Consider the following 18,604-nt stretch of genomic DNA (forward strand, 5'->3'; position numbering starts at 1 on the left):
GTGCAGGTCAAGGTCGTACTCGTCTGTACGTCCGCCGATCTGCAACGCAGCCAGCCGGGATGCGAGGTGTCGCGCGCCAGGCGATATGTTCCAGACCCGCCCTATGCCGCAGGGCATCCGGTCATCAACGATTTCGCGTGGATGAAATGTTTCCACTTCGTTGTCCGACCGGAAATGGAGTAACGAGCCTCTGTACAGGGAGTAAGCGCGGACGGTCGCGAGACCGGCACGGAAAGTAGCGCAAAGCGTATACAAATCGTGACCTCACCCGCGCTGTCGGGTCAGAAGGCTTCGTCTATCGTCAAGCAGCGCGTGTAGGTGGCGTGTGGCCCACTTCGAGTGCCACACGCGGCGAGAGAGGGCGACCAACCAACCGATGGCGGACCCAGCACTGCTCGAGAACATCCCGACCGAGCCGGCGACCCCGGAACGACGGACTCTGAAGAGCAAGTCCCCCACCCAGATCGCGCTCGAGCGACTGCGGCAGGACAAGATCGCCATCATCTGTGCCGTCGTCGTCCTCATCTTCGTGCTGATCGCGATCTTTGCCAACGTGATTACGTCCCTGACGGGCACGGACGCGTACGCGACGAACCAGGATCTCATCGACGAGTACGGCTTCCCGATGATCAACCCGAGCGCCGCGCACCCGTTCGGCATCGAGCCGCGGCTCGGCCGCGACCTGTTCGCCCGCTGGGTGCAGGGCGCGCGCCCGTCGCTCCAGGTCGGGGTCCTCGCGGCGGTGCTCTCCACGATCATCGGCACGATCATGGGCATGCTGGCGGGCTTCGCCGGAGGCTGGATCGACCGGGTCATCTCCTGGGTCATCGACTTCCTGCTCTCGCTGCCGCTCCTGCTCTTCGTGATCGCGATCGGCCCGGTCGTCGCGACTCGGTTCGGCAACGACGCCGAGACGGTCTCGACGGTCCGGCTGTGGACGTTGATCCTGGTCTTCGCATTCTTCGGCTGGACCGGTCTGGGACGGCTGATTCGTGCGCAGGTGTTGTCGTTGCGCGAACGCGAGTTCATCCTCGCCGCGCGGGCCATCGGCGTACCGCGGTACCAGGTGCTGTTCCGCGAGCTGCTGCCGAACTTGACCGGCCCCATCATCGTCTTCTTGTCGCTGTCCATCCCGGCCTACATCTCGGCCGAGGCAGGCCTGTCGTTCCTCGGCATCGGCCTGGTCGAACCCACGGCGTCCTGGGGTCAGACGATCTTCCAGGCACAGAACTACTACCAGACCTATCCCATCTATTTCTGGCAACCAGCGCTGGGCATTCTCGTCCTCGTGCTGGCCCTGAACCTTCTTGGCGACGCGATCCGCGACGCGTTCGACCCCAAGACACGTCGGTAAGTCAACGCCGACTGGCAATGAGAGAGGCAGGAAAGATCGAATGCGATTGAGATCAGCCGCAGCGGTTGCCGCGGTGCTGACGCTCGGCATCGCCGCAGCATGTGGCGGGGGGACTACACCCTCCGACCGCAACGAGGGATCGCAGAGCACGGCGACGGCCAAGCCGGCCGGCGGCGAGTTCGACGTGATCCTGAACGACAAGGCGACCGGACCGGCGCCCGAGGTCGAAGGTGCGCAGCAGGGCGGCACGGTCACCGTGCTCACCGCCGCGGCGCCGGAGACGTTCGACCCGACGCGTTCGTACTACATCGACACGTTGAGCGTCGGTCGTCTGATCCACCGGACGCTGACCGCGCTGTACCTCAACAAGGACGGCAAGTACGAGCTCGTTCCGGACCTCGCGACGGACCTGGGCAAGGCGAACGCGGACTTCACCGAGTTCACCTTCAAGATCAAGCCCAGCCAGAAGTTCGAGGACGGCACGCCGATCACTTCGAAGGACTTCGCGTACGCCATCAAGCGGTCGTTCGCGACCGAGGAACTCGCCGGTGGTCCGACGTACCAGCAGATCTACTTCCTGGACGGCGACAAGTACAAGGGTCCGTTCAAGCCGGCCGCTCAGGGCGGTGGCGAGGACTATGCCGGCGTCGAGACGCCTGACGACGAGACGCTGATCGTCAAGATGGCCAAGCCGTTCCCGGACCTGCCGTACTACCTGACGTTCCCGCTGTACTCGCCGATCCCGCAGGCGAAGGAAACCAAGGAGAACTACGGCAACAAGCCCGTGTCGACCGGCCCCTACAAGGTCAAGTCGTACCAGAAGGGCAAGAGCCTGATCCTGGACAAGAACCCGAACTGGGACGCCAACTCCGACCCGGCGCGGCACCAGTACGCCGACCAGTTCGACTTCAAGTTCAGCCAGGAGCCGTTGAAGCTGCAGGAGCAGTTGATCGCCGACAACGGCATCGACAAGACGTCGATCACCTACGACAACGTCGACTCCTCGCTGCTGCCGAAGATCCAGGGCAAGCCGGACGTCGAGCCCAGGCTCATCACCGGTCCCGGTACCTGCACGACGTACGTGTACCTCGACACCACGAAGATCACCAATGTCGACGTGCGCAAGGCGATTGGTGTCGCCTACCCGTACGACAACATCCACAAGGCGGCTGGCGACAGCCCGCTGACGTTCCAGCCGGGTACGACGACGTACTCGCCGGTCGTCCCCGGATGGCAGAACTTCGACGTCACCGGCACCGCAGCCAAGGGCAACGGTGACCCGGAGCGCGCGAAGGCGATGCTCGAGAAGGCCGGCCAGCTCGGCTTCGAGCTCGTGTGGCCGTACTCGCAGGACAACCCGATCGCCGTCAACACCTCGTTGGCGCGCCAGAAGGGTCTCGAGGCCGCGGGCTTCAAGGTGAAGCCGATCCCGATGCCTCGCGAGCAGGTCCGTGCCGCGCTGGACGACCCGAAGGCCGCGATCAACATGCGTCCTTCCGGTTGGTGCCCGGACTGGCCGTCGGCCGCGACGATCTTTCCGGCGATCTTCGATGGGCGCCTCATCGCGCTCAACCCGACGTCGCTGCCGAACAAGTCGCTGCTGAACGAGAAGGAAGTCAACGACGAGATCGACCGGATCTCCGCGCTGCCGATCGCTGAGGCTCCCGCGGAGTGGGCGAAGCTCGACAAGTTGATGATGGAGAAGTACTACCCGGTCGTCGCGGTGGACTACGCGAAGAACGCGTTCCTCACCGGTTCCGGCATCGGTGGAGTCGTCAACGACGCCTACGCGGGCGGACCTGACTTCTCCAAGCTGTTCGTCAAGAAGTAGTCACTGAAGGGGTGGGGGACCGGCGACGGTCCCCCACCTCATCTGCCAACGTGTCTCCAGGCCGCAGCACAAGGTTGGTACTTCATGCTCGGGTACATCATTCGGCGCATCTTGGCCGGAATCACCGTCGTCTTGGTGGCAATGGTCGCCGCGTTCGTGCTGTTCTTCGTGGGGCCGACCCAACCGGAGTACGCGATCTGCGGTGACCGCAACTGCACGCCCGACCGGCTCGCGGACATCCGTGCCAGCCTGTCGCTCGACGAACCTGTCATGAAGCAGTTCACCGACTACTTCGGTGGCATCTTCACCGGTCGCGAGATCAAGACCGGTGGCTTCACGAAGGAATGCCCCGTTCCGTGTCTCGGCTACTCCTATGTCGCCAACGACCCGGTGACGAAGCTGATCGTCGAACGCATACCGGTGACCTTGTCGGTCGCGTTAGGCGCGATGGTCTTCTTCTTGCTCATCGGGATCACGACCGGGGTGTACGCGGCCATCCATCGAGGGACGATCCTCGACAAGCTTCTGGTGGGCGGATCGCTGGTCCTGTCGGCGTTCCCGTACTACATCGTGGCCTTGCTGGCGGCGATCTATCTGTCCATCCAGTACGAGATATTCCCGCGCGGCGGCTATGTGCCGTTAACCCAGAATCCGATCGGCTGGTTCAAGGGCCTGCTGCTCGCCTGGTTCGTCCTCGGCCTGGTCTACGCCACGCAGTACGCGCGATATACGCGAGCCGCGATGGTGGAGGCGTTAGGCGAGGACTACGTCCGGACCGCGCGGGCCAAGGGGCTGACCCGGCGGAAGGTCTACTTCCGGCACGCGCTCCGGGCGGCGCTGACTTCCGTGGTCACGATCCTCGGCCTCGACCTCGCGGGACTGTTCGCCGGAACGATCTTCACCGAACGGATCTTCGATGTGCAGGGGCTCGGCATCCTGGCGTTGAACGCGTTCAACGTCGGTGACCTGCCGTTGATCATGGGTTCGGTGCTGTACGCCGCGATCATCCTGGTGGCTCTGAACATCCTGATCGACATCGTGTACAGCTTCCTCGATCCCCGAGTCAGACTGAGCTGAGCTGAATCCATGACTGATGCCACCACGAACGGGCGACCGTTCCTCGAGGTCGAAGACCTCAGTGTCCGCTTTCCCACCGCCGACGGCGTCGTCGCCGCCGTCCAGGGCCTCAGCTACTCCGTCGAGCTCGGAAAAACCCTCGGCATCGTGGGGGAGTCCGGCTCGGGCAAGAGCGTGTCGAGCATGGCGATCATGGGCCTGCACGACACCAAGCGCACGAAGATCGACGGCCTGATCCGGGTCGAGGACACCGACATCGTCGGCCTCGAGGACGAGAAGATGCGCCGCGTTCGCGGCAACCTCGTCTCGATGATCTTCCAGGACCCGCTGTCGAGCCTGCACCCGTTCTTCTCGATCGGCGACCAGATCTCCGAGGCGTACCTCTCGCACCACCCGCGGGCGTCGAAGTCCACGGCGAAGAAGCGCGCGATCGAGATGCTGGACCGCGTCGGCATCCCACAGGCGAACCGTCGGGTCGACGACTACCCGCACCAGTTCTCCGGCGGCATGCGCCAGCGCGCGATGATCGCGATGGCGTTGGTGAACGACCCGAAGCTGCTGATCGCGGACGAGCCGACGACGGCGCTGGACGTCACCGTTCAGGCGCAGATCCTGGACCTGCTGCAGGACCTGCAGCGCGAGTTCGGGTCGGCGATCATCATCATCACCCACGACCTCGGCGTCGTCGCGGAGATGGCGGACGAGGTTCTCGTCATGTACGCCGGCCGCTGCGTCGAGTACGGGGCGGCGAAGGAGATCCTGACCCACCCCGAGCATCCGTACACCTGGGGCCTGCTCACCAGCGCCCCGCACCTCACCGGTGACCCGGACCTGCGGCTGACGCCGATCCGGGGCAACCCGCCGAGCCTCATCGACCTGCCGAAGGGCTGCTCGTTCGAGCCGCGGTGTCCGTACGCCAACCGGCTGCCGGACAACCGGGCCGCCGAGGTGCTGCCCGAGCTTCGCCCGGGTGGGCGCGGTCGCGGACACTTGGTCCGTTGCCATCTGCCCAATCCGGAAGAGATCTTTGTCAACGAGGTTCAGCCGCGGCTCTGATGAGGGACGATTTGTCGATGAGCGACGTGAAGACGGCACCTGCCGCCGCCGGAGTGGAGCCTACGGGCGACGCTCCGCTGCTCGAGGTGACCGATCTGGTGAAGCACTTCCCGGTCCGATCGAGCGGCGTGCTGCGCCGGGTGGTCGGGCAGGTCCGGGCGGTGGACGGGGTCTCGTTCTCGCTGCAGGCCGGTAAGTCGCTCGGCCTGGTGGGCGAGTCGGGCTGCGGGAAGTCGACGACGGGCCGGCTGCTGACGCGCCTGCTCGACCCGACGTCCGGCGCGGTGAAGTTCCTCGGCCACGACGTCGCGAAGATCTCGCAGAAGAAGATGCTGCCGTTCCGGCGCGAGATCCAGATGATCTTCCAGGACCCGTACTCGTCGCTGAACCCGCGGCACACGGTCGGCGCGATCGTCGGCACCCCGCTGCGGGTGCACAACATCGTTCCGCGCAACAAGACGCTGGCCCGGGTGCAGGAGCTCCTCGAGGTCGTCGGCCTGAACCCGGAGCACTACAACCGCTACCCGAACGAGTTCTCCGGCGGTCAGCGGCAGCGGATCGGCATCGCGCGCGCTTTGGCCGTTCGTCCCAAGCTGATCGTGGCTGATGAGCCCGTCTCGGCTTTGGACGTCTCGATCCAGGCGCAGGTGATGAACCTGCTCGAGGACCTGCAGAAGGAATTCGGGATCTCGTTCATCTTCGTCGCGCACGACCTGGCCGTCGTCCGGCACTTCTGCCCGGACGTCGCGGTCATGTACCTCGGCAAGATCATGGAGGTCGGGCCGCGGGACCGGCTGTACGAGCAGCCGCACCACCCGTACACCCAGGCTCTGCTGTCGGCCATCCCCGAGGTGACCGCAGCGACCGTGGGCACGCGGCGGGAACGGATCCGCCTCTTCGGCGACGTGCCTTCGCCGATCGACCCGCCCTCGGGCTGCCGCTTCCGTACGCGCTGCTGGAAGGCCCAGGACATCTGCGCCGAGGTCGAACCGCCCTTGACGACGCTGGTGACGGGGCACCAGGTCGCCTGCCACTTCGCGGCGCCCCCGACGGTGGAGGACGCGAAGGCCAGCCAGATCGCCGCGGAAGTCGCCGCCTCCGGCGACGGCGAAGTCCCCTTGGGCGCGATCACCCCTTAGCACCCGCGTTTTTCATGAAGGGCACCTTCATTCGAACCTATTGAATGAAGGTGCCCTTCATTCAAACCGTCCGAAGCCCGCGCCCCGTGATCATGTACGTGATCATGAAGGCAAACCGGCGTATACGACCGGTTTAGCTTCATGATCACGTACATGATCACCGCAGCACGACCTCCCGTCGAAGCGCCCTGGTCCTGGCGCTCTCGAGAGTGAGCTGCGGCGGCGTTTGCATGAAGGGCACCTTCATTCGAACCTCCTCGAGCGAGGGGACCCTCCGCTCTTCGCGAAAGTGTGGGTTTCTGGTCGCGACACGCTGGCGTGTCGCGACCAGAACCCCACAGTTTGATGGAACATGGTGGATGAGCCGGGCTATTGAATGAAGGTGCCCTTCATTCAAAGCAGGCCGGCTTTGGCAGCTAGGCCGACCAGCCGGCTGAGCGGGTGACGGTTCGGGCTTCCTCGGTTGGGGGTTGGACGGCGCGGCCTTCGTACTCGGTGGCCAGGACGATGTGGGTGTTCATCTCACCGTGCTCGCCGAGGCGCTCGAACAGGCCCTCCAGGTGGGCCATCGACGTCACCCGGACGCGCAGCATCGAGCAGGAGCTGCCGCTCAGCTTGTGGATCTCGACGACCTCCGGGAAGTCGTCCGCTCGCGTGGTCTTCAACAGGCAGCGGCCGGTGGCGCAGCGCATCTGGACGAACGCCGACAACGGCTGGCCGGCCGCGACGGGGTCGATGTCGGCGCGGTAGCCGGCGATCACGCCGCTCTCCTCGAGGCGGCGCACCCGTTCGGCGACCGCGGGTGGGGAGAGGTTGACGCGCGTGCCGAGCTGCTTGAACGACAGCCGCCCGTCCTCCTGCAGCTCGGCGATGATGCGCCAGTCGGTCTGGTCGAGCTCTCGACTCATCGGAATGCCACCTCGAAATCGTTCGAAAGGCGAGACCCCCAGTACACCTTTCTCATCGCTGGTCGGCAAGCCCGAACGCCTTTCGTTCCCCATTCAACCGGCGCTTCGACTTACCTATCGTCGTAGCCATGCTCACACGTCTGGTCCTCGCCACCGCTTCGATGAACGTCGCCATGGCCGTCACCAGCGCGATGAGCACGCTCGTGGTGGCCGACCGGCTCAACGTCGGCGCGAGCGGGCTCCCCAACACGGCCGCGGTCCTCGGTACGGCCGCCGGCGCGCTCGCGGTCGGCCGGCTCACCGACCGCCTCGGGAGGGCGGGCGCCCTCCGGCTCGGGTACGCGACCGCGGCCGTCGGCGGTGGGTTCGCGCTCTTCGCCGCGGCGGGAGCCTGGCTGGGTTGGCTGTTCGTCGGCATGGCGATGCTCGGTGCCGGAAACGCGTCCGCGCTCCTGTCGCGGTATGCCGCCGCGGAGCTGGCCAAGCCAGACCGGCGCACGACGGCGATGGGCACGGTCGTCGGTGGCGGTGCCGCCGGCGCGGTCCTCGGGCCGTTGCTGCTTGAACCCGCCAGGCACCTCGGTCTGGGCACGGCGGCGGGACCGTTCGTCGTCGCCACCGTCGCGGCGGCGATCGCCTGCGCTGTGACGTTCGGCTTGCGCAACGGCGAACCCGAACGGGAATCGCCAACCAGGCTTGAAGGAACCCAAACCTGGGGCGTACGAGTCGGCGGTGTCGCCATGCTCGTCACGCAGCTCGTCATGGTCCTGTTCATGACTGCCGTACCGATCCACGCCTCGCAACACGGCCAGGGACTCACCCAGCTCGGGGTCATGCTCTCGATACACATCCTCGGCATGTCCGCCCTTGCCCCGTTGACAGGTTGGTGGATCGACCGCGCCGGACCGCGACCCGCGATGCTCTGCGGGCTGCTCCTGCTCAGCCTGGCCGGGATGCTGATGGCGTTCGGACACGCGTTCGTCGTCGCTCTGTTCGTCCTCGGCTACGGCTGGAACCTGTGCTATCTCGGCGGCAGCGCGGTCGTGTTCCGCTCCGTTCCGTCGCACGTCTCTCGCAGCACTGTGGAGTCCGCGCTGGAGGCCGTGGCCTGGGGCGCGTCCGCGCTCGCGACCGCTACCTCCACGTGGTTGTTCGCCATCGGCGGCTTCGGGCTTCCGGCCGCCCTGTCCCTCTTCGTCATCGTGGGCGCGTTCGCGCTCATCCTCGCCAAGAACCGGAGGAATTCCTCATGTGGCCAGCAGGATCCAACCTCGACGACCAGCCCCGCCGCGCGTACGACGACCTAGTGCGCGGCTCACTCCTCGCCGGCCAGAATGCGGCGGATGCGGTCCAGCCGCTCCGCGAACGCTTTCTCCGCACCGCGCTGCGTCGGCTCGTAGTAGCGCTGGCCCGCCACCGAGTCCGGCGCGTACTGCTGGGCGACGACCCCACGCGGATCTGCTTGTGAGTAGGCATAGTCGGCGCCATGACCGAGCTTCTTCGCACCGCCGTAGTGGGCGTCGCGGAGGTGCGCGGGGATGGCGCCGATCTTGCCGGCGCGTACGTCGGTCAGCGCGGCCCCGATCGCCTTGACGACGGCGTTCGACTTAGGCGCGAGGCTGAGGTGGATCACCGCGTGCGCGAGGTTGATCGCGGCCTCGGGGAAACCGACGAACTGGCAAGCCTGGTGAGCGGCAACGGCGACGCCGAGCGCGGTCGGGTCGGCCATGCCGATGTCCTCGCTCGCGAGGATGACGAGCCGGCGGGCGATGAACCGCGGGTCCTCGCCGGCCTCGACCATCCGCGCCAGATAGTGCAGCGCGGCGTCGACATCGCTGCCGCGGATCGTCTTGATGAACGCGCTCGCGACGTCGTAGTGCTGGTCGCCGTCGCGGTCGTACCGTACGGCCGCCTGGTCGACCGCGGTCTCGAGCGTCTTCAGGTCGACGGTCGTACTGCCGTTGGAGAGCGTGGCGCCGGCGCCGGCCTCGAGGTACGTGAGCGCGCGGCGGGCGTCGCCACCGGACATCCGGATCAGATGGTCCTCGGCGTCCTGGTCCAACCTCACTTGGTTGCCCAGCCCGCGCTCGTCCTCGAGCGCGCGGTGGACGACGTCGCGGACGTCGTCGTCGGTGAGGACCTCGAGCCGCAGCAGCAGGCTTCTGGACAGGAGGGGGGAGATGACGGAGAAGAACGGGTTCTCGGTGGTGGCGGCCACGAGCGTGACCCAGCGGTTCTCGACGCCGGGCAGCAGTGCGTCCTGCTGAGCCTTGCTGAACCGGTGGACCTCGTCGACGAACAGGACGGTCTCGACGTTGCGGGTCAAAGCCTTCCGTGCGCCGTCGATGACCGCGCGGACGTCCTTGACGCCGGCCGTGACCGCGGACAGCTCGACGAACTCGCGGTTGGTCTGCCGGCTGACGATCGCCGCGATCGTCGTCTTGCCGCTGCCGGGCGGACCCCAGAGCAGCAGCGACATCGGCTGGTCGCCCTCGATCAGCCGCCGCAGCGGCGCGCCCTGCGCGAGCAGCTGCTTCTGTCCGACAAGCTCGTCGAGCGTACGAGGCCGCATCCGTACGGCCAACGGCGCGGCGATGTGGTCGGCGTCCGCGAGACTCCCACCTCCCGGCCGCGCCTGGGCAGCCGGCCGGCCTGGAACCTCGAAGAGCGCATCATCCGTCACGCCATCGAGCGTATCCGGGCGCGGGGACAGCCATGCCCCACCTCGTGATCATGTACGTGATCATGAAGGCCAACCCGGCGTATACGACCAGTCTGGCTTCATGATCACGTACATGATCACGGGCCAGGTCCGCGGCGAGTAGACCCGGCAAGGAAACCGACAGTGAGCGAGATAGGTTGAGGGGTTATGACTGCCGGTGAAGTCGCGGGGCTGATCGCTGCTGCCGCGTTGCTCCTCTTGGTCGGGTTGCTCGCCTACCCGATTCTCAAGCTGGGCAAGGTGTTGGACGAGACGCGCCTGCTCGTGCGCGGGGTGTCGGACGAGACCGTGCCGCTGCTGGGCGAGGTCACCACGACCGTGACCACGACGAACGCCCAGCTCGAGCGGGTCGACGCGATCACCTCGAACGCCGAGACACTGTCCAGCAACATCGCCGGGATGTCGTCGCTGTTCGCCGCGACGCTGGGCGGGCCGCTGGTCAAGATCGCCGCGTTCTCCTACGGCGTCCGCCGCGCGCTCGGCGTGCAGGAACGCCGCGACCTCGAGCGCCGAGTGCGAGCCGACATCAAGGCGAAGAAGACCGCCCGCCGACGAGGAGCGCCCCGATGAAGAGACTGTTCTGGCTGGCGGTCGGCGTCGCCGTCGGCGTCGTCGTGGTCCGCAAGCTGAGCCAGCGCGCCGACTCGTTCACGCCGCAGGGTCTGGCCGAAGCCGTCCAAAGTCTCGGCAAGCAGATCAAGGCGTTCGGCGAAGAGGTACGTGCCGGCATGGAGTCCCGCGAGGACGAGCTCCGCGACGCCCTGGCGCTGGGCGACGCGCACCCGAACGGGCACTCGGGCCTCGACTCCGATGCCGCCGCACGACTGCATCGCAACCCCGACGCGCAGTGGCGGGAAGGAAACTAGCCAACATGGAGACCGCGGAGATCCGCCGTCGGTTCCTGTCGTTCTTCGAAGAACGCGGTCACACCGCCGTCCCGAGCGCCTCGCTGCTGCTCGACGATCCCAACCTGCTGTTCGTCAATGCCGGCATGGTGCAGTTCAAGCCGTACCTGCTCGGCCAGGAGACGCCGCCGTACCCGCGCGCCACCAGCGTGCAGAAGTGCGTCCGCACCCTCGACATCGAGGAGGTCGGCAAGACCACGCGGCACAACACGTTCTTCCAGATGAACGGCAACTTCTCCTTCGGCGACTACTTCAAGGAACGCGCGATCGAGCTCGCGTGGGACCTGTGCACGCGCCCGGAGAACGAGGGCGGCTTCGGCCTCGACGAGTCCAAGCTCTGGGTCTCGGTCTACCTCGAGGACGACGAGGCCGCGCGCATCTGGACCCAGAAGATCGGCATCTCGCCGAATCGCCTTGTCCGCATGGGCATGGCCGACAACTTCTGGTCGATGGGCGTCCCCGGCCCCTGCGGTCCGTGCAGCGAGATCCACCTCGACCGCGGCCCGGAGTACGGTCCCGACGGCGGCCCCGAGTTCGACCTCGGCGGCGACCGGTTCCTGGAGTTCTGGAACCTCGTCTTCATGCAGTACGAGCGCGGCGACGGCCCGGGCAAGGAGGGCTACCCGATCCTGGGCGAGCTCCCCGCCAAGAACATCGACACCGGCATGGGCTTGGAGCGCATGGCGTTCCTGCTGCAGGGCGTCGACAACAACTACGAGACCGACGAGATCTACCCGGTCCTCGACCGCGCCGCCGACCTCGCCGGCCGCAAGTACGGCGACGACCACGACACCGACGTCCGTCTCCGGGTGGTCGCTGACCACGTCAGGTCCGCGCTGATGATCGTCGGCGACGGCGTGACCCCCGGCAACGAGGGCCGCGGCTACGTCCTGCGCAGGATCATCCGCCGCGCCGTACGCCAGATGCGCCTGCTGGGCTACGAGGACCACGCGATGCCGGAGCTGCTCCCGGTGAGCCTCGGGCGGATGAAGAACTCCTACCCCGAGCTCCAGCAGGAGTGGGAGCGCATCCACACCGTGATCGACGGCGAGGAGGAGGCGTTCCGCCAGACGCTCCGCAGCGGCACGCAGATCTTCGACCTCGCGGTCGACGAGACGAAGAAGGCCGGCGGCAGCAGCCTGGCCGGCGCGCAGGTCTTCCAGCTGCACGACACGTTCGGCTTCCCGTTCGACCTCACCCTCGAGATGGCGGCCGAGCGCGGCCTGTCCGTCGACGAGGAGGGCTTCCGCCGGCTGATGACCGAGCAGCGGCAGCGCGCCAAGGACGACGCGCGGTCGAAGAAGACCGGGCACGCCGACCTGTCCGCGTTCCGCGGCATCGCCGACAGCCTGGGCCGCCAGGTCGAGTTCACCGGGTACGACGAGGTCGACTCCGACGCGAGCATCGCCGGTCTGCTGATGGACGGCGCACCAGTGACCGTCGCCCGCGAGGGCGACATGGTCGACGTCGTTCTCGACCGTTCGCCCTTCTACGCCGAGGGCGGTGGCCAGCTCGCCGACGAGGGCCTGATCGAGCTCGCCAACGGCGCGCTGATCGAGGTACACGACGTCCAGTCGCCGTTGACCGGGTTGATCGTGCACCGCGCGAAGGTCGCCCGCGGCGAGGTCGTCACCGGTGCCGCGGCGCACGCTGCCGTCGACATCGAACGCCGCCGCGCGATCTCGCGTGCGCACACCGCCACGCACATGGTGCACAAGGCTTTCCGCGAGGCCCTCGGCGAGAGCGCCGCGCAGGCCGGTTCGGAGAACGCGCCGGGGCGGTTCCGCTTCGACTTCACCTCGTCGGGTCCCGTGCCCCCGGCCGTGCTTGCCGAGGCGGAGGAACGCGTCAACGCGCTGCTGCTCGCCGACCTCGCGGTGACCGCCGAGGTGATGCCGATCGCCGAGGCGCGCTCGATGGGCGCGATGGCGCTGTTCGGCGAGAAGTACGGCACCGAGGTGCGTGTCGTCTCCGTCGGCGACTGGGCGCGCGAGCTGTGCGGTGGCACGCACGCCGGCCGTTCCGGCCAGCTCGGCGTCGTCAAGCTGCTGGGGGAGTCGTCGATCGGTTCCGGCGTACGTCGGGTCGAGGCGCTCGTCGGCGCGGACGCGTACCGCTTCCTCGCCCGCGAGCACGTGCTCGTCGCGCAGCTGTCCGAGGCACTGAAGGCGCGGCCCGAGGAGCTGCCCGACCGGGTCGCCGGCATCGTCGAGCGGCTGCGGGTCGCGGAGAAGGAGCTCGAGCGCGTCCGTGTCCAGCAGGTGCTGGCCGCGGCGGGCGAGCTCGCGGCGAACCCGATCGACGTGTTCGGCGTCGCGTACGTCGGCACGGTCGTCGAGGGTGCCGGCGGCAACGACCTGCGCAAGCTCGCGCTCGACATCCGCGGCCGGATGGCGAACGACCGCCCCGCAGTCGTGACCGTCGTCGGCACCGCGAACGACCGCCCGTCGGTCGTCATCGCGCTGAACGACCAGGCCCAGGCCTGGCGGCTGTCCGCCGGCGACCTGGTCAAGGTCGCGGCCGGCACGCTCGGCGGTAGCGGCGGCGGCAAGGCCGACGTGGCGCAGGGCGGCGGCACCGATCCGAGCAAGGCGGCCGACGCCGTCCGCGAGGTCGAGTCGGCCATCGGTGCCAAGGTGACGAGCGGCTAGGCCGTGTCTGACAAAGAGCGTCGGCTAGCGCGCGCAGCGCGCCTGCGCGCGGCGCATCCGCGCCCGGCTGGGCGTGGTACAGGAGGAATTCATATTCGTAATATGGGTGACGAACTGAACCGCGGTCAGGCGGGATGCGGGGTGTCGCGCGCACGGCGATATTTGGCAGACAGGGCCTAGGGTGCGTACAGGCGTACGCTTGGCCGTCGATGTCGGCACGGTCCGGATCGGGGTCGCACGGAGCGATCCGTCCGGGTTCCTCGCGGTTCCGGTCGAAACGGTGCGCCGCGGCGACGGTGACCTCGAACGGCTGGCCACTTTGGCCGCGGAGTACGAGATCCTCGAGGTCGTCGTCGGCCTGCCGCTCTCGCTCTCGGGGAAGGAAGGGCCGTCGGCGCAGGCCGCGAGGGACTTCGCCGGTGCCCTCGCCGGGCGTGTCGCTCCCATCCCGGTGCGGCTCGTTGACGAGAGACTGTCGTCGGTGAGTGCCCAGCAGGCCTTCCACGCGAGTGGTGTGGACACGCGCGGGGCCCGTGGCCGGCTTGACCAGGCCGCCGCCGTGGTTATTCTGCAGAGCGCCCTCGACGCAGAACGGAGCACCGGGAATCCGGCCGGCGAGGTCGTACCAGGGGGCACAGAATCACAAGATAAAGGGACGAACGTGACCGGACCGAAGCGGTGAGCGAAGCTCCCGAGCAGGGTTCGGCGCGCCACCGGGCGACCAGCCCGGGACGCCGGCGCGCGACTCCTCCACCGCCGCAGGACGACGAGCTGAACCTGTTCGGCGACGGCGGCCAGTACGGCGAAGACCCCGTGCCTCGCTACCAGTCCGACGCGCTCGGGGAGTACCTCGCCGAGGAGCTCGAGGCGGGCCAGCCGGTTCAGGAGTCGGACTACTTCCGTACGAACGATCGGCGCTCACCTCGTACCGAGGACGTCGCCGGCTACCTCGCCTCGGACGACCCCGGCTACCCGAGCGGTCCCGCCGAGCCCCACCACGATCCCTATCGTGACTCGTACCGCGACCCGCTGACCGACCCGTTGGCGCAGCCCGCGCACGACCCGCTCAGCGAGCCGCACGACCCGCTGACCGATCCGCTCGCGGACCCGCGCGCGGGCCAGGGCAACTACGCGGACGAGTCCCTGTACCGCCCGGCGGCCTCGGACCCGACACCCGAGCCCGAGCGCACCTGGCGGCCGGACCCCGAGCCGGAGCCGCAGGCTCCGCCGCCTCCCGCGCCGCTCCCGCCGGCCGAGGACCAGTACGCCGCACGCCGCGCGATCCCTCGCGACGACGAGCCGATCAGCCTGTTCGGCGAGGAGCAGCACCTCCCGCCACCGGCCCCGCCGGCACAGCCGGCCCAGCCGGTCCAGCCGCGCAGCCGCGCAGCGACCCCGGGCGGCGGCGACCACGACCCGAAGGTGCAGGCGGAGGACGCCGGCCTCGGCGACCTCGGCTTCCGGAGCAGCGGCCGCGTACGGCATCGCCGGTTCCGCGGCTGCCTCGCCGTCCTGATCGCGCTCGCCGTCCTCGGCGGTGGCATCGGGTTCGCCGTCCTCAAGGGCCAGAGCTTCCTCGTCGGCAAGTTGACCACGCCCGACTACAGCGGTGCGGGGACCGGCAAGGTCACGATCGAGGTGAAGGCCGGCGAGACCTCGACCAAGATCGGTGCGACGCTCGAGAACAAGGACGTGGTGAAGAGCGCCAAGGCGTTCACGACCGCGGCGAAGTCCGACCAGCGGTCGCGGTCGATCCAGCCCGGCTTCTACAACCTGCGCTCGCAGATGAGCGCCGCGGCCGCGCTCGCGCTGCTGCTCGACCCGAAGTCGCGCGTCCTGGAACGAGTGACGATCGCCGAGGGACTGCGGCTCAAGGTCATCCTGGACACGCTGTCCAAGCAGACCAAGCTCCCGCGAGCGGACTTCGACGCGGCGTTGAAGAACCCGGCGGGGCTGGGCATGCCCGCGTACGCGAAGAAGCCCGAGGGCTTCCTGTACCCGGCCACCTACGACATCGATCCGGGGACGACGGCGGAGAGCCTGCTGACCCAGATGGTGACCCGCTACAACGAGGAGGCCGACCAACTCGGGCTCGTCGACGGCGCCAAGGGCGTCGGCAGGTCGCCGCTGCAGGTGATGACGATCGCCAGCCTGGTCCAGGCCGAAGCACGCCGCCCGGAGGACTTCGGCAAGGTGGCGCGCGTCATCTACAACCGGCTCGCCAAGGGACAGAAGCTGCAGTTCGACTCGACCGTGCACTACGCGGTCGGCAAGTTCGACAAGGTGTCCAGCACGGCGAAGGACCGGGCCAGCACGAACCCGTACAACACCTACAAGTACGTCGGCCTGCCGCCCGGTCCGATCAACGCGCCTGGTGAGGACGCGCTGATCGCGGCACTCGAACCCACCGCTGGCGACTGGTTGTTCTTCGTCACGACCAACCCGGACACGGGGGAGACGAAGTTCGCCACGACCGGGGAGCAGTTCGAGGTGTACGCGCAGGAGTTCCAGCAATGGTGCCGAGACAACAGCGGGCGATGCTGAGCTCCACGCAGCATCACTGCGCTGTCCTGGGCAAGCCGATCGCGCACTCGTTGTCGCCCGTGCTGCATCGCACGGCGTACGCGGAGCTCGGGCTGGACTGGACGTACTCGGTGCACGAGGTGGACGAGGCCGGGCTCGCCGCGTTCGTCGACGGGGTGGACGCCTCGTGGCGCGGGCTGTCGCTGACGATGCCGTTGAAGCGCGCGGCGATCCCGTTGTGCGACGAGGTGGACGAGGTCGCGCGTACGGTCACCGCGGTCAACACGCTGCTGCTCGACGAGAACGGCCGGCGGCGCGGTACCAACACCGACGTCCCGGGCATGGTGGCGGCGTTGCGCGAACGCGGTGTCGACGCGGTCGAGTCCGCGCTGCTGTTGGGCGTCGGTGCGACGGCCTGCTCCGCGGTCGCCGCGCTCGCGTCGCTTGGCGCCAGGACGGTGATGGCGGTCGCGCGGAACGCCGCGACCGCGGGCGAGCTGCGGGCGGTCGCGGAACGCTGCGGCGTCGAGGTCGCGCTTGTGTCGTTCGACGACCTCGGCTCGCTCGACGCCGCGGACGTCGCCGTGTCGACCGTTCCCGACGCCGCGTCGGCCGTCGTCGCCGACACCGTCGTGAAGCGCGTGGGCACGATCTTCGAGGTGCTGTACGACCCGTGGCCGACGGTGCTCGCGGCAGCGGGGGAGCAGGCCGGCCGGACCGTCGTCGGCGGCTTCGATCTGCTCGTACACCAGGCGGCGTTGCAGGTCGAGCTGATGACGGAACGTACGCCCGCGCCGCTCGCCGCGATGCGTTCCAGCGGTGTCGCGGCGTTGCGAGCAAGATGGGGTAAGTGACGAACGAACGGGGATCCGACCGCAGGACCGTGCTGCGCCTCGCGGCGCTCGCAGGGGTGGCGGTCACGACGGGCTGCGGCACCGGCGGCAACGGCGCGACGCCACTGCCCTCGAAGACACCGAGCATCGCGCGGAACCCGCAGGGTCCGACACCTACGCCGGTGCGGCCCAGCGCCAGCCCACCGACGTTCTCGCCGTCGCCGGTTCCCGCGCCGACGGCGACCGCTCCGCCCACCCCGATCGCGACGGCCCGTGCGACCGCACCCGCGGCGGCGGACTGGAACGCGTTGTCCAAGGGGCTGCGCGGCGACCTGCTGCGTTCCGGCCCGGCGTACGACACCGGCCGCACGCTGTTCAACCCGCGCTACGACAACGTCAAGCCAGCAGCCGTCGTCCGCTGCGCCGAGCCCGCCGACGTCGCCGAGTCGATCGCGTTCGCACGCAGGTTCGGCCTCCCGATCGTCTCGCGCAGCGGCGGTCATTCCTACGTCGGTGCGTCGACGCGGGCGGGCGGGATGGTGCTCGACGTGCGTCCGATGGCCGACATCACCGTCGGGTCGGGCACAGCACGGATCGGCGCCGGCGCACAACTCGAGTCGGTCTACTCCATCCTCGGTGCGCGCGGCCGCGTCGTGCCGGGAGGGACGTGCCCCACAGTCGGCATCGCGGGGCTCGCGCTCGGCGGCGGTGAGGGGCTGGCCACCCGCAAGTTCGGCTTGACGTGCGACGCGATCCAGTCGCTGCAGCTCGTCACCGCGGACGGGAAGATCCGCACGGTCGACGCAAACCACGATCCCGAGCTGTACTGGGCCTGCCGCGGTGGTGGCGGCGGCACGTTCGGCGTGGTGACCGCCTTTCAGATGAAGACGTTCCCGTCGCCGACGTTCTCCTCGTTCCGCGCGACCTGGTCATGGTCCAACGCAGGCGCGGTGCTGCGTGGTTGGCAGAACAGGATGCGCGCGGTCGGCGACAACGTCTGGGCCAACCTGCACCTGCAGACGACGTCGGGCGGGAGCCGGTCCGCGGTGGTGTTCGGCGTGACGTACGACAACGATCCGAACGACCAGCTGGCCAAGCTCGTCGCCGCGGTGGGCAAGGACCCGAGCGGAACGTCGATCAGGCGCAACCGCAAGCTCGGCCCGCTCGGTGGCTCGGACCGGGTGACGTTCTTCGCCGGCAGCGACGTGCTGAAGGCACCGATCCCCGCGGCCGGCATCGACGCCGTGCTCGCGGTCGTCAACCGGGCCGTTGCCGCGAAGCTGCAGGCCGACGCGATCTTCGACCCGCTCGGAGGAGCTGCCGGACGCGTCGGGGCGGACGCGACCGCGTTCCCGTGGCGGTCGGCGTTCGCGACGATCCAGTGGTACGCCGAGCGGGGCCGCACGACCACGGCCGCAGCGGAGAAGTGGGTGAGCGACAGCCATGCCTCGGTGCGCGCGTCGTCGGCCGGCGCGTACGTCAACTACCTCGAGCCGTCGCGACCGGGCGCCCACCCGTACTTCGGGACGCACCTGAAGCGGCTGCGGGCGGTGAAGGCGAAGTACGACCCGGGCAACGTGTTCCGCCCGGGCTACGTACTCTGAC

15 protein-coding genes are annotated in these 18,604 nt (G+C 68.3%); 13 read left to right on the forward strand and 2 right to left on the reverse strand.

Annotated features, from left to right (window positions below):
- Positions 1 to 376: 376 nt before the first annotated feature.
- The 5 genes from JOD67_RS22675 (at position 377) to JOD67_RS22695 (ending at position 6,457) form a co-directional block, all read left to right on the forward strand.
- On the forward strand, positions 377 to 1,354 hold the full coding sequence (locus JOD67_RS22675) for an ABC transporter permease (RefSeq protein ID WP_205119704.1): 978 nt from the start codon (positions 377 to 379) through the stop codon (positions 1,352 to 1,354).
- A 40-nt stretch (positions 1,355 to 1,394) separates the two neighbouring features.
- A complete protein-coding gene (locus JOD67_RS22680; protein WP_205119705.1) occupies positions 1,395 to 3,185 on the forward strand; it encodes an ABC transporter substrate-binding protein in 1,791 nt (596 codons plus the stop codon).
- Between the two features lie 84 nt (positions 3,186 to 3,269).
- A complete protein-coding gene (locus JOD67_RS22685) occupies positions 3,270 to 4,262 on the forward strand; it encodes an ABC transporter permease (RefSeq protein ID WP_205119706.1) in 993 nt (330 codons plus the stop codon).
- A 9-nt stretch (positions 4,263 to 4,271) separates the two neighbouring features.
- On the forward strand, positions 4,272 to 5,318 hold the full coding sequence (locus tag JOD67_RS22690) for an ABC transporter ATP-binding protein (RefSeq protein WP_205119707.1): 1,047 nt from the start codon (positions 4,272 to 4,274) through the stop codon (positions 5,316 to 5,318).
- Between the two features lie 17 nt (positions 5,319 to 5,335).
- Entirely contained in the window at positions 5,336 to 6,457 is a 1,122-nt protein-coding gene (locus JOD67_RS22695; protein WP_205119708.1) for an ABC transporter ATP-binding protein, read from the forward strand.
- Between the two features lie 416 nt (positions 6,458 to 6,873).
- Here JOD67_RS22695 and JOD67_RS22700 read toward each other — a convergent pair whose 3' ends face one another.
- Positions 6,874 to 7,365: an Lrp/AsnC family transcriptional regulator gene (locus JOD67_RS22700; protein ID WP_205119709.1), complete on the reverse strand. Its 492-nt coding sequence runs from the start codon at positions 7,363 to 7,365 to the stop codon at positions 6,874 to 6,876.
- 128 nt (positions 7,366 to 7,493) lie between these two features.
- Here JOD67_RS22700 and JOD67_RS22705 point away from each other — a divergent pair, with 128 nt between their 5' ends.
- Positions 7,494 to 8,672 (forward strand): MFS transporter, encoded by a 1,179-nt coding sequence (locus tag JOD67_RS22705; RefSeq protein WP_205119710.1) that lies wholly within the window; start codon positions 7,494 to 7,496, stop codon positions 8,670 to 8,672.
- Positions 8,673 to 8,680: 8 nt separating this feature from the next.
- Here JOD67_RS22705 and JOD67_RS22710 read toward each other — a convergent pair whose 3' ends face one another.
- Positions 8,681 to 10,048, reverse strand: a complete 1,368-nt coding sequence (locus JOD67_RS22710) for a replication-associated recombination protein A (protein ID WP_205119711.1) — start codon at positions 10,046 to 10,048, stop codon at positions 8,681 to 8,683.
- A 186-nt stretch (positions 10,049 to 10,234) separates the two neighbouring features.
- Between JOD67_RS22710 and JOD67_RS22715 the strand changes: the two genes are divergently transcribed.
- The 7 genes from JOD67_RS22715 to JOD67_RS22745 all read left to right on the forward strand — a co-directional run bounded on the left by JOD67_RS22715 (position 10,235) and on the right by JOD67_RS22745 (position 18,603).
- Positions 10,235 to 10,657 (forward strand): DUF948 domain-containing protein, encoded by a 423-nt coding sequence (locus tag JOD67_RS22715; RefSeq protein WP_205119712.1) that lies wholly within the window; start codon positions 10,235 to 10,237, stop codon positions 10,655 to 10,657.
- On the forward strand, positions 10,654 to 10,953 hold the full coding sequence (locus JOD67_RS22720) for a DUF6167 family protein (protein ID WP_205119713.1): 300 nt from the start codon (positions 10,654 to 10,656) through the stop codon (positions 10,951 to 10,953). The genes JOD67_RS22715 and JOD67_RS22720 overlap by 4 nt, the downstream gene beginning before the upstream one ends.
- Positions 10,954 to 10,958: 5 nt before the next feature.
- Complete coding sequence (gene alaS, locus JOD67_RS22725) at positions 10,959 to 13,643, forward strand: alanine--tRNA ligase (RefSeq protein WP_205119714.1); 2,685 nt, start codon at positions 10,959 to 10,961, stop codon at positions 13,641 to 13,643.
- A gap of 199 nt (positions 13,644 to 13,842) precedes the next feature.
- Positions 13,843 to 14,325 (forward strand): Holliday junction resolvase RuvX, encoded by a 483-nt coding sequence (gene ruvX, locus JOD67_RS22730; protein ID WP_239553984.1) that lies wholly within the window; start codon positions 13,843 to 13,845, stop codon positions 14,323 to 14,325.
- Positions 14,322 to 16,187, forward strand: a complete 1,866-nt coding sequence (mltG, locus tag JOD67_RS42015) for an endolytic transglycosylase MltG (RefSeq protein ID WP_205119716.1) — start codon at positions 14,322 to 14,324, stop codon at positions 16,185 to 16,187. The genes ruvX and mltG overlap by 4 nt, the downstream gene beginning before the upstream one ends.
- Positions 16,157 to 17,020: a shikimate dehydrogenase gene (locus JOD67_RS22740; RefSeq protein ID WP_239553986.1), complete on the forward strand. Its 864-nt coding sequence runs from the start codon at positions 16,157 to 16,159 to the stop codon at positions 17,018 to 17,020. Before mltG ends, JOD67_RS22740 begins: the two co-directional genes overlap by 31 nt.
- Complete coding sequence (locus JOD67_RS22745; protein WP_205119717.1) at positions 17,017 to 18,603, forward strand: FAD-binding oxidoreductase; 1,587 nt, start codon at positions 17,017 to 17,019, stop codon at positions 18,601 to 18,603. The genes JOD67_RS22740 and JOD67_RS22745 overlap by 4 nt, the downstream gene beginning before the upstream one ends.
- The last annotated feature ends 1 nt before the right edge of the window (position 18,604 follow it).

The organism is Tenggerimyces flavus (assembly GCF_016907715.1).
GTDB classification, from domain to species: domain Bacteria; phylum Actinomycetota; class Actinomycetes; order Propionibacteriales; family Actinopolymorphaceae; genus Tenggerimyces; species Tenggerimyces flavus.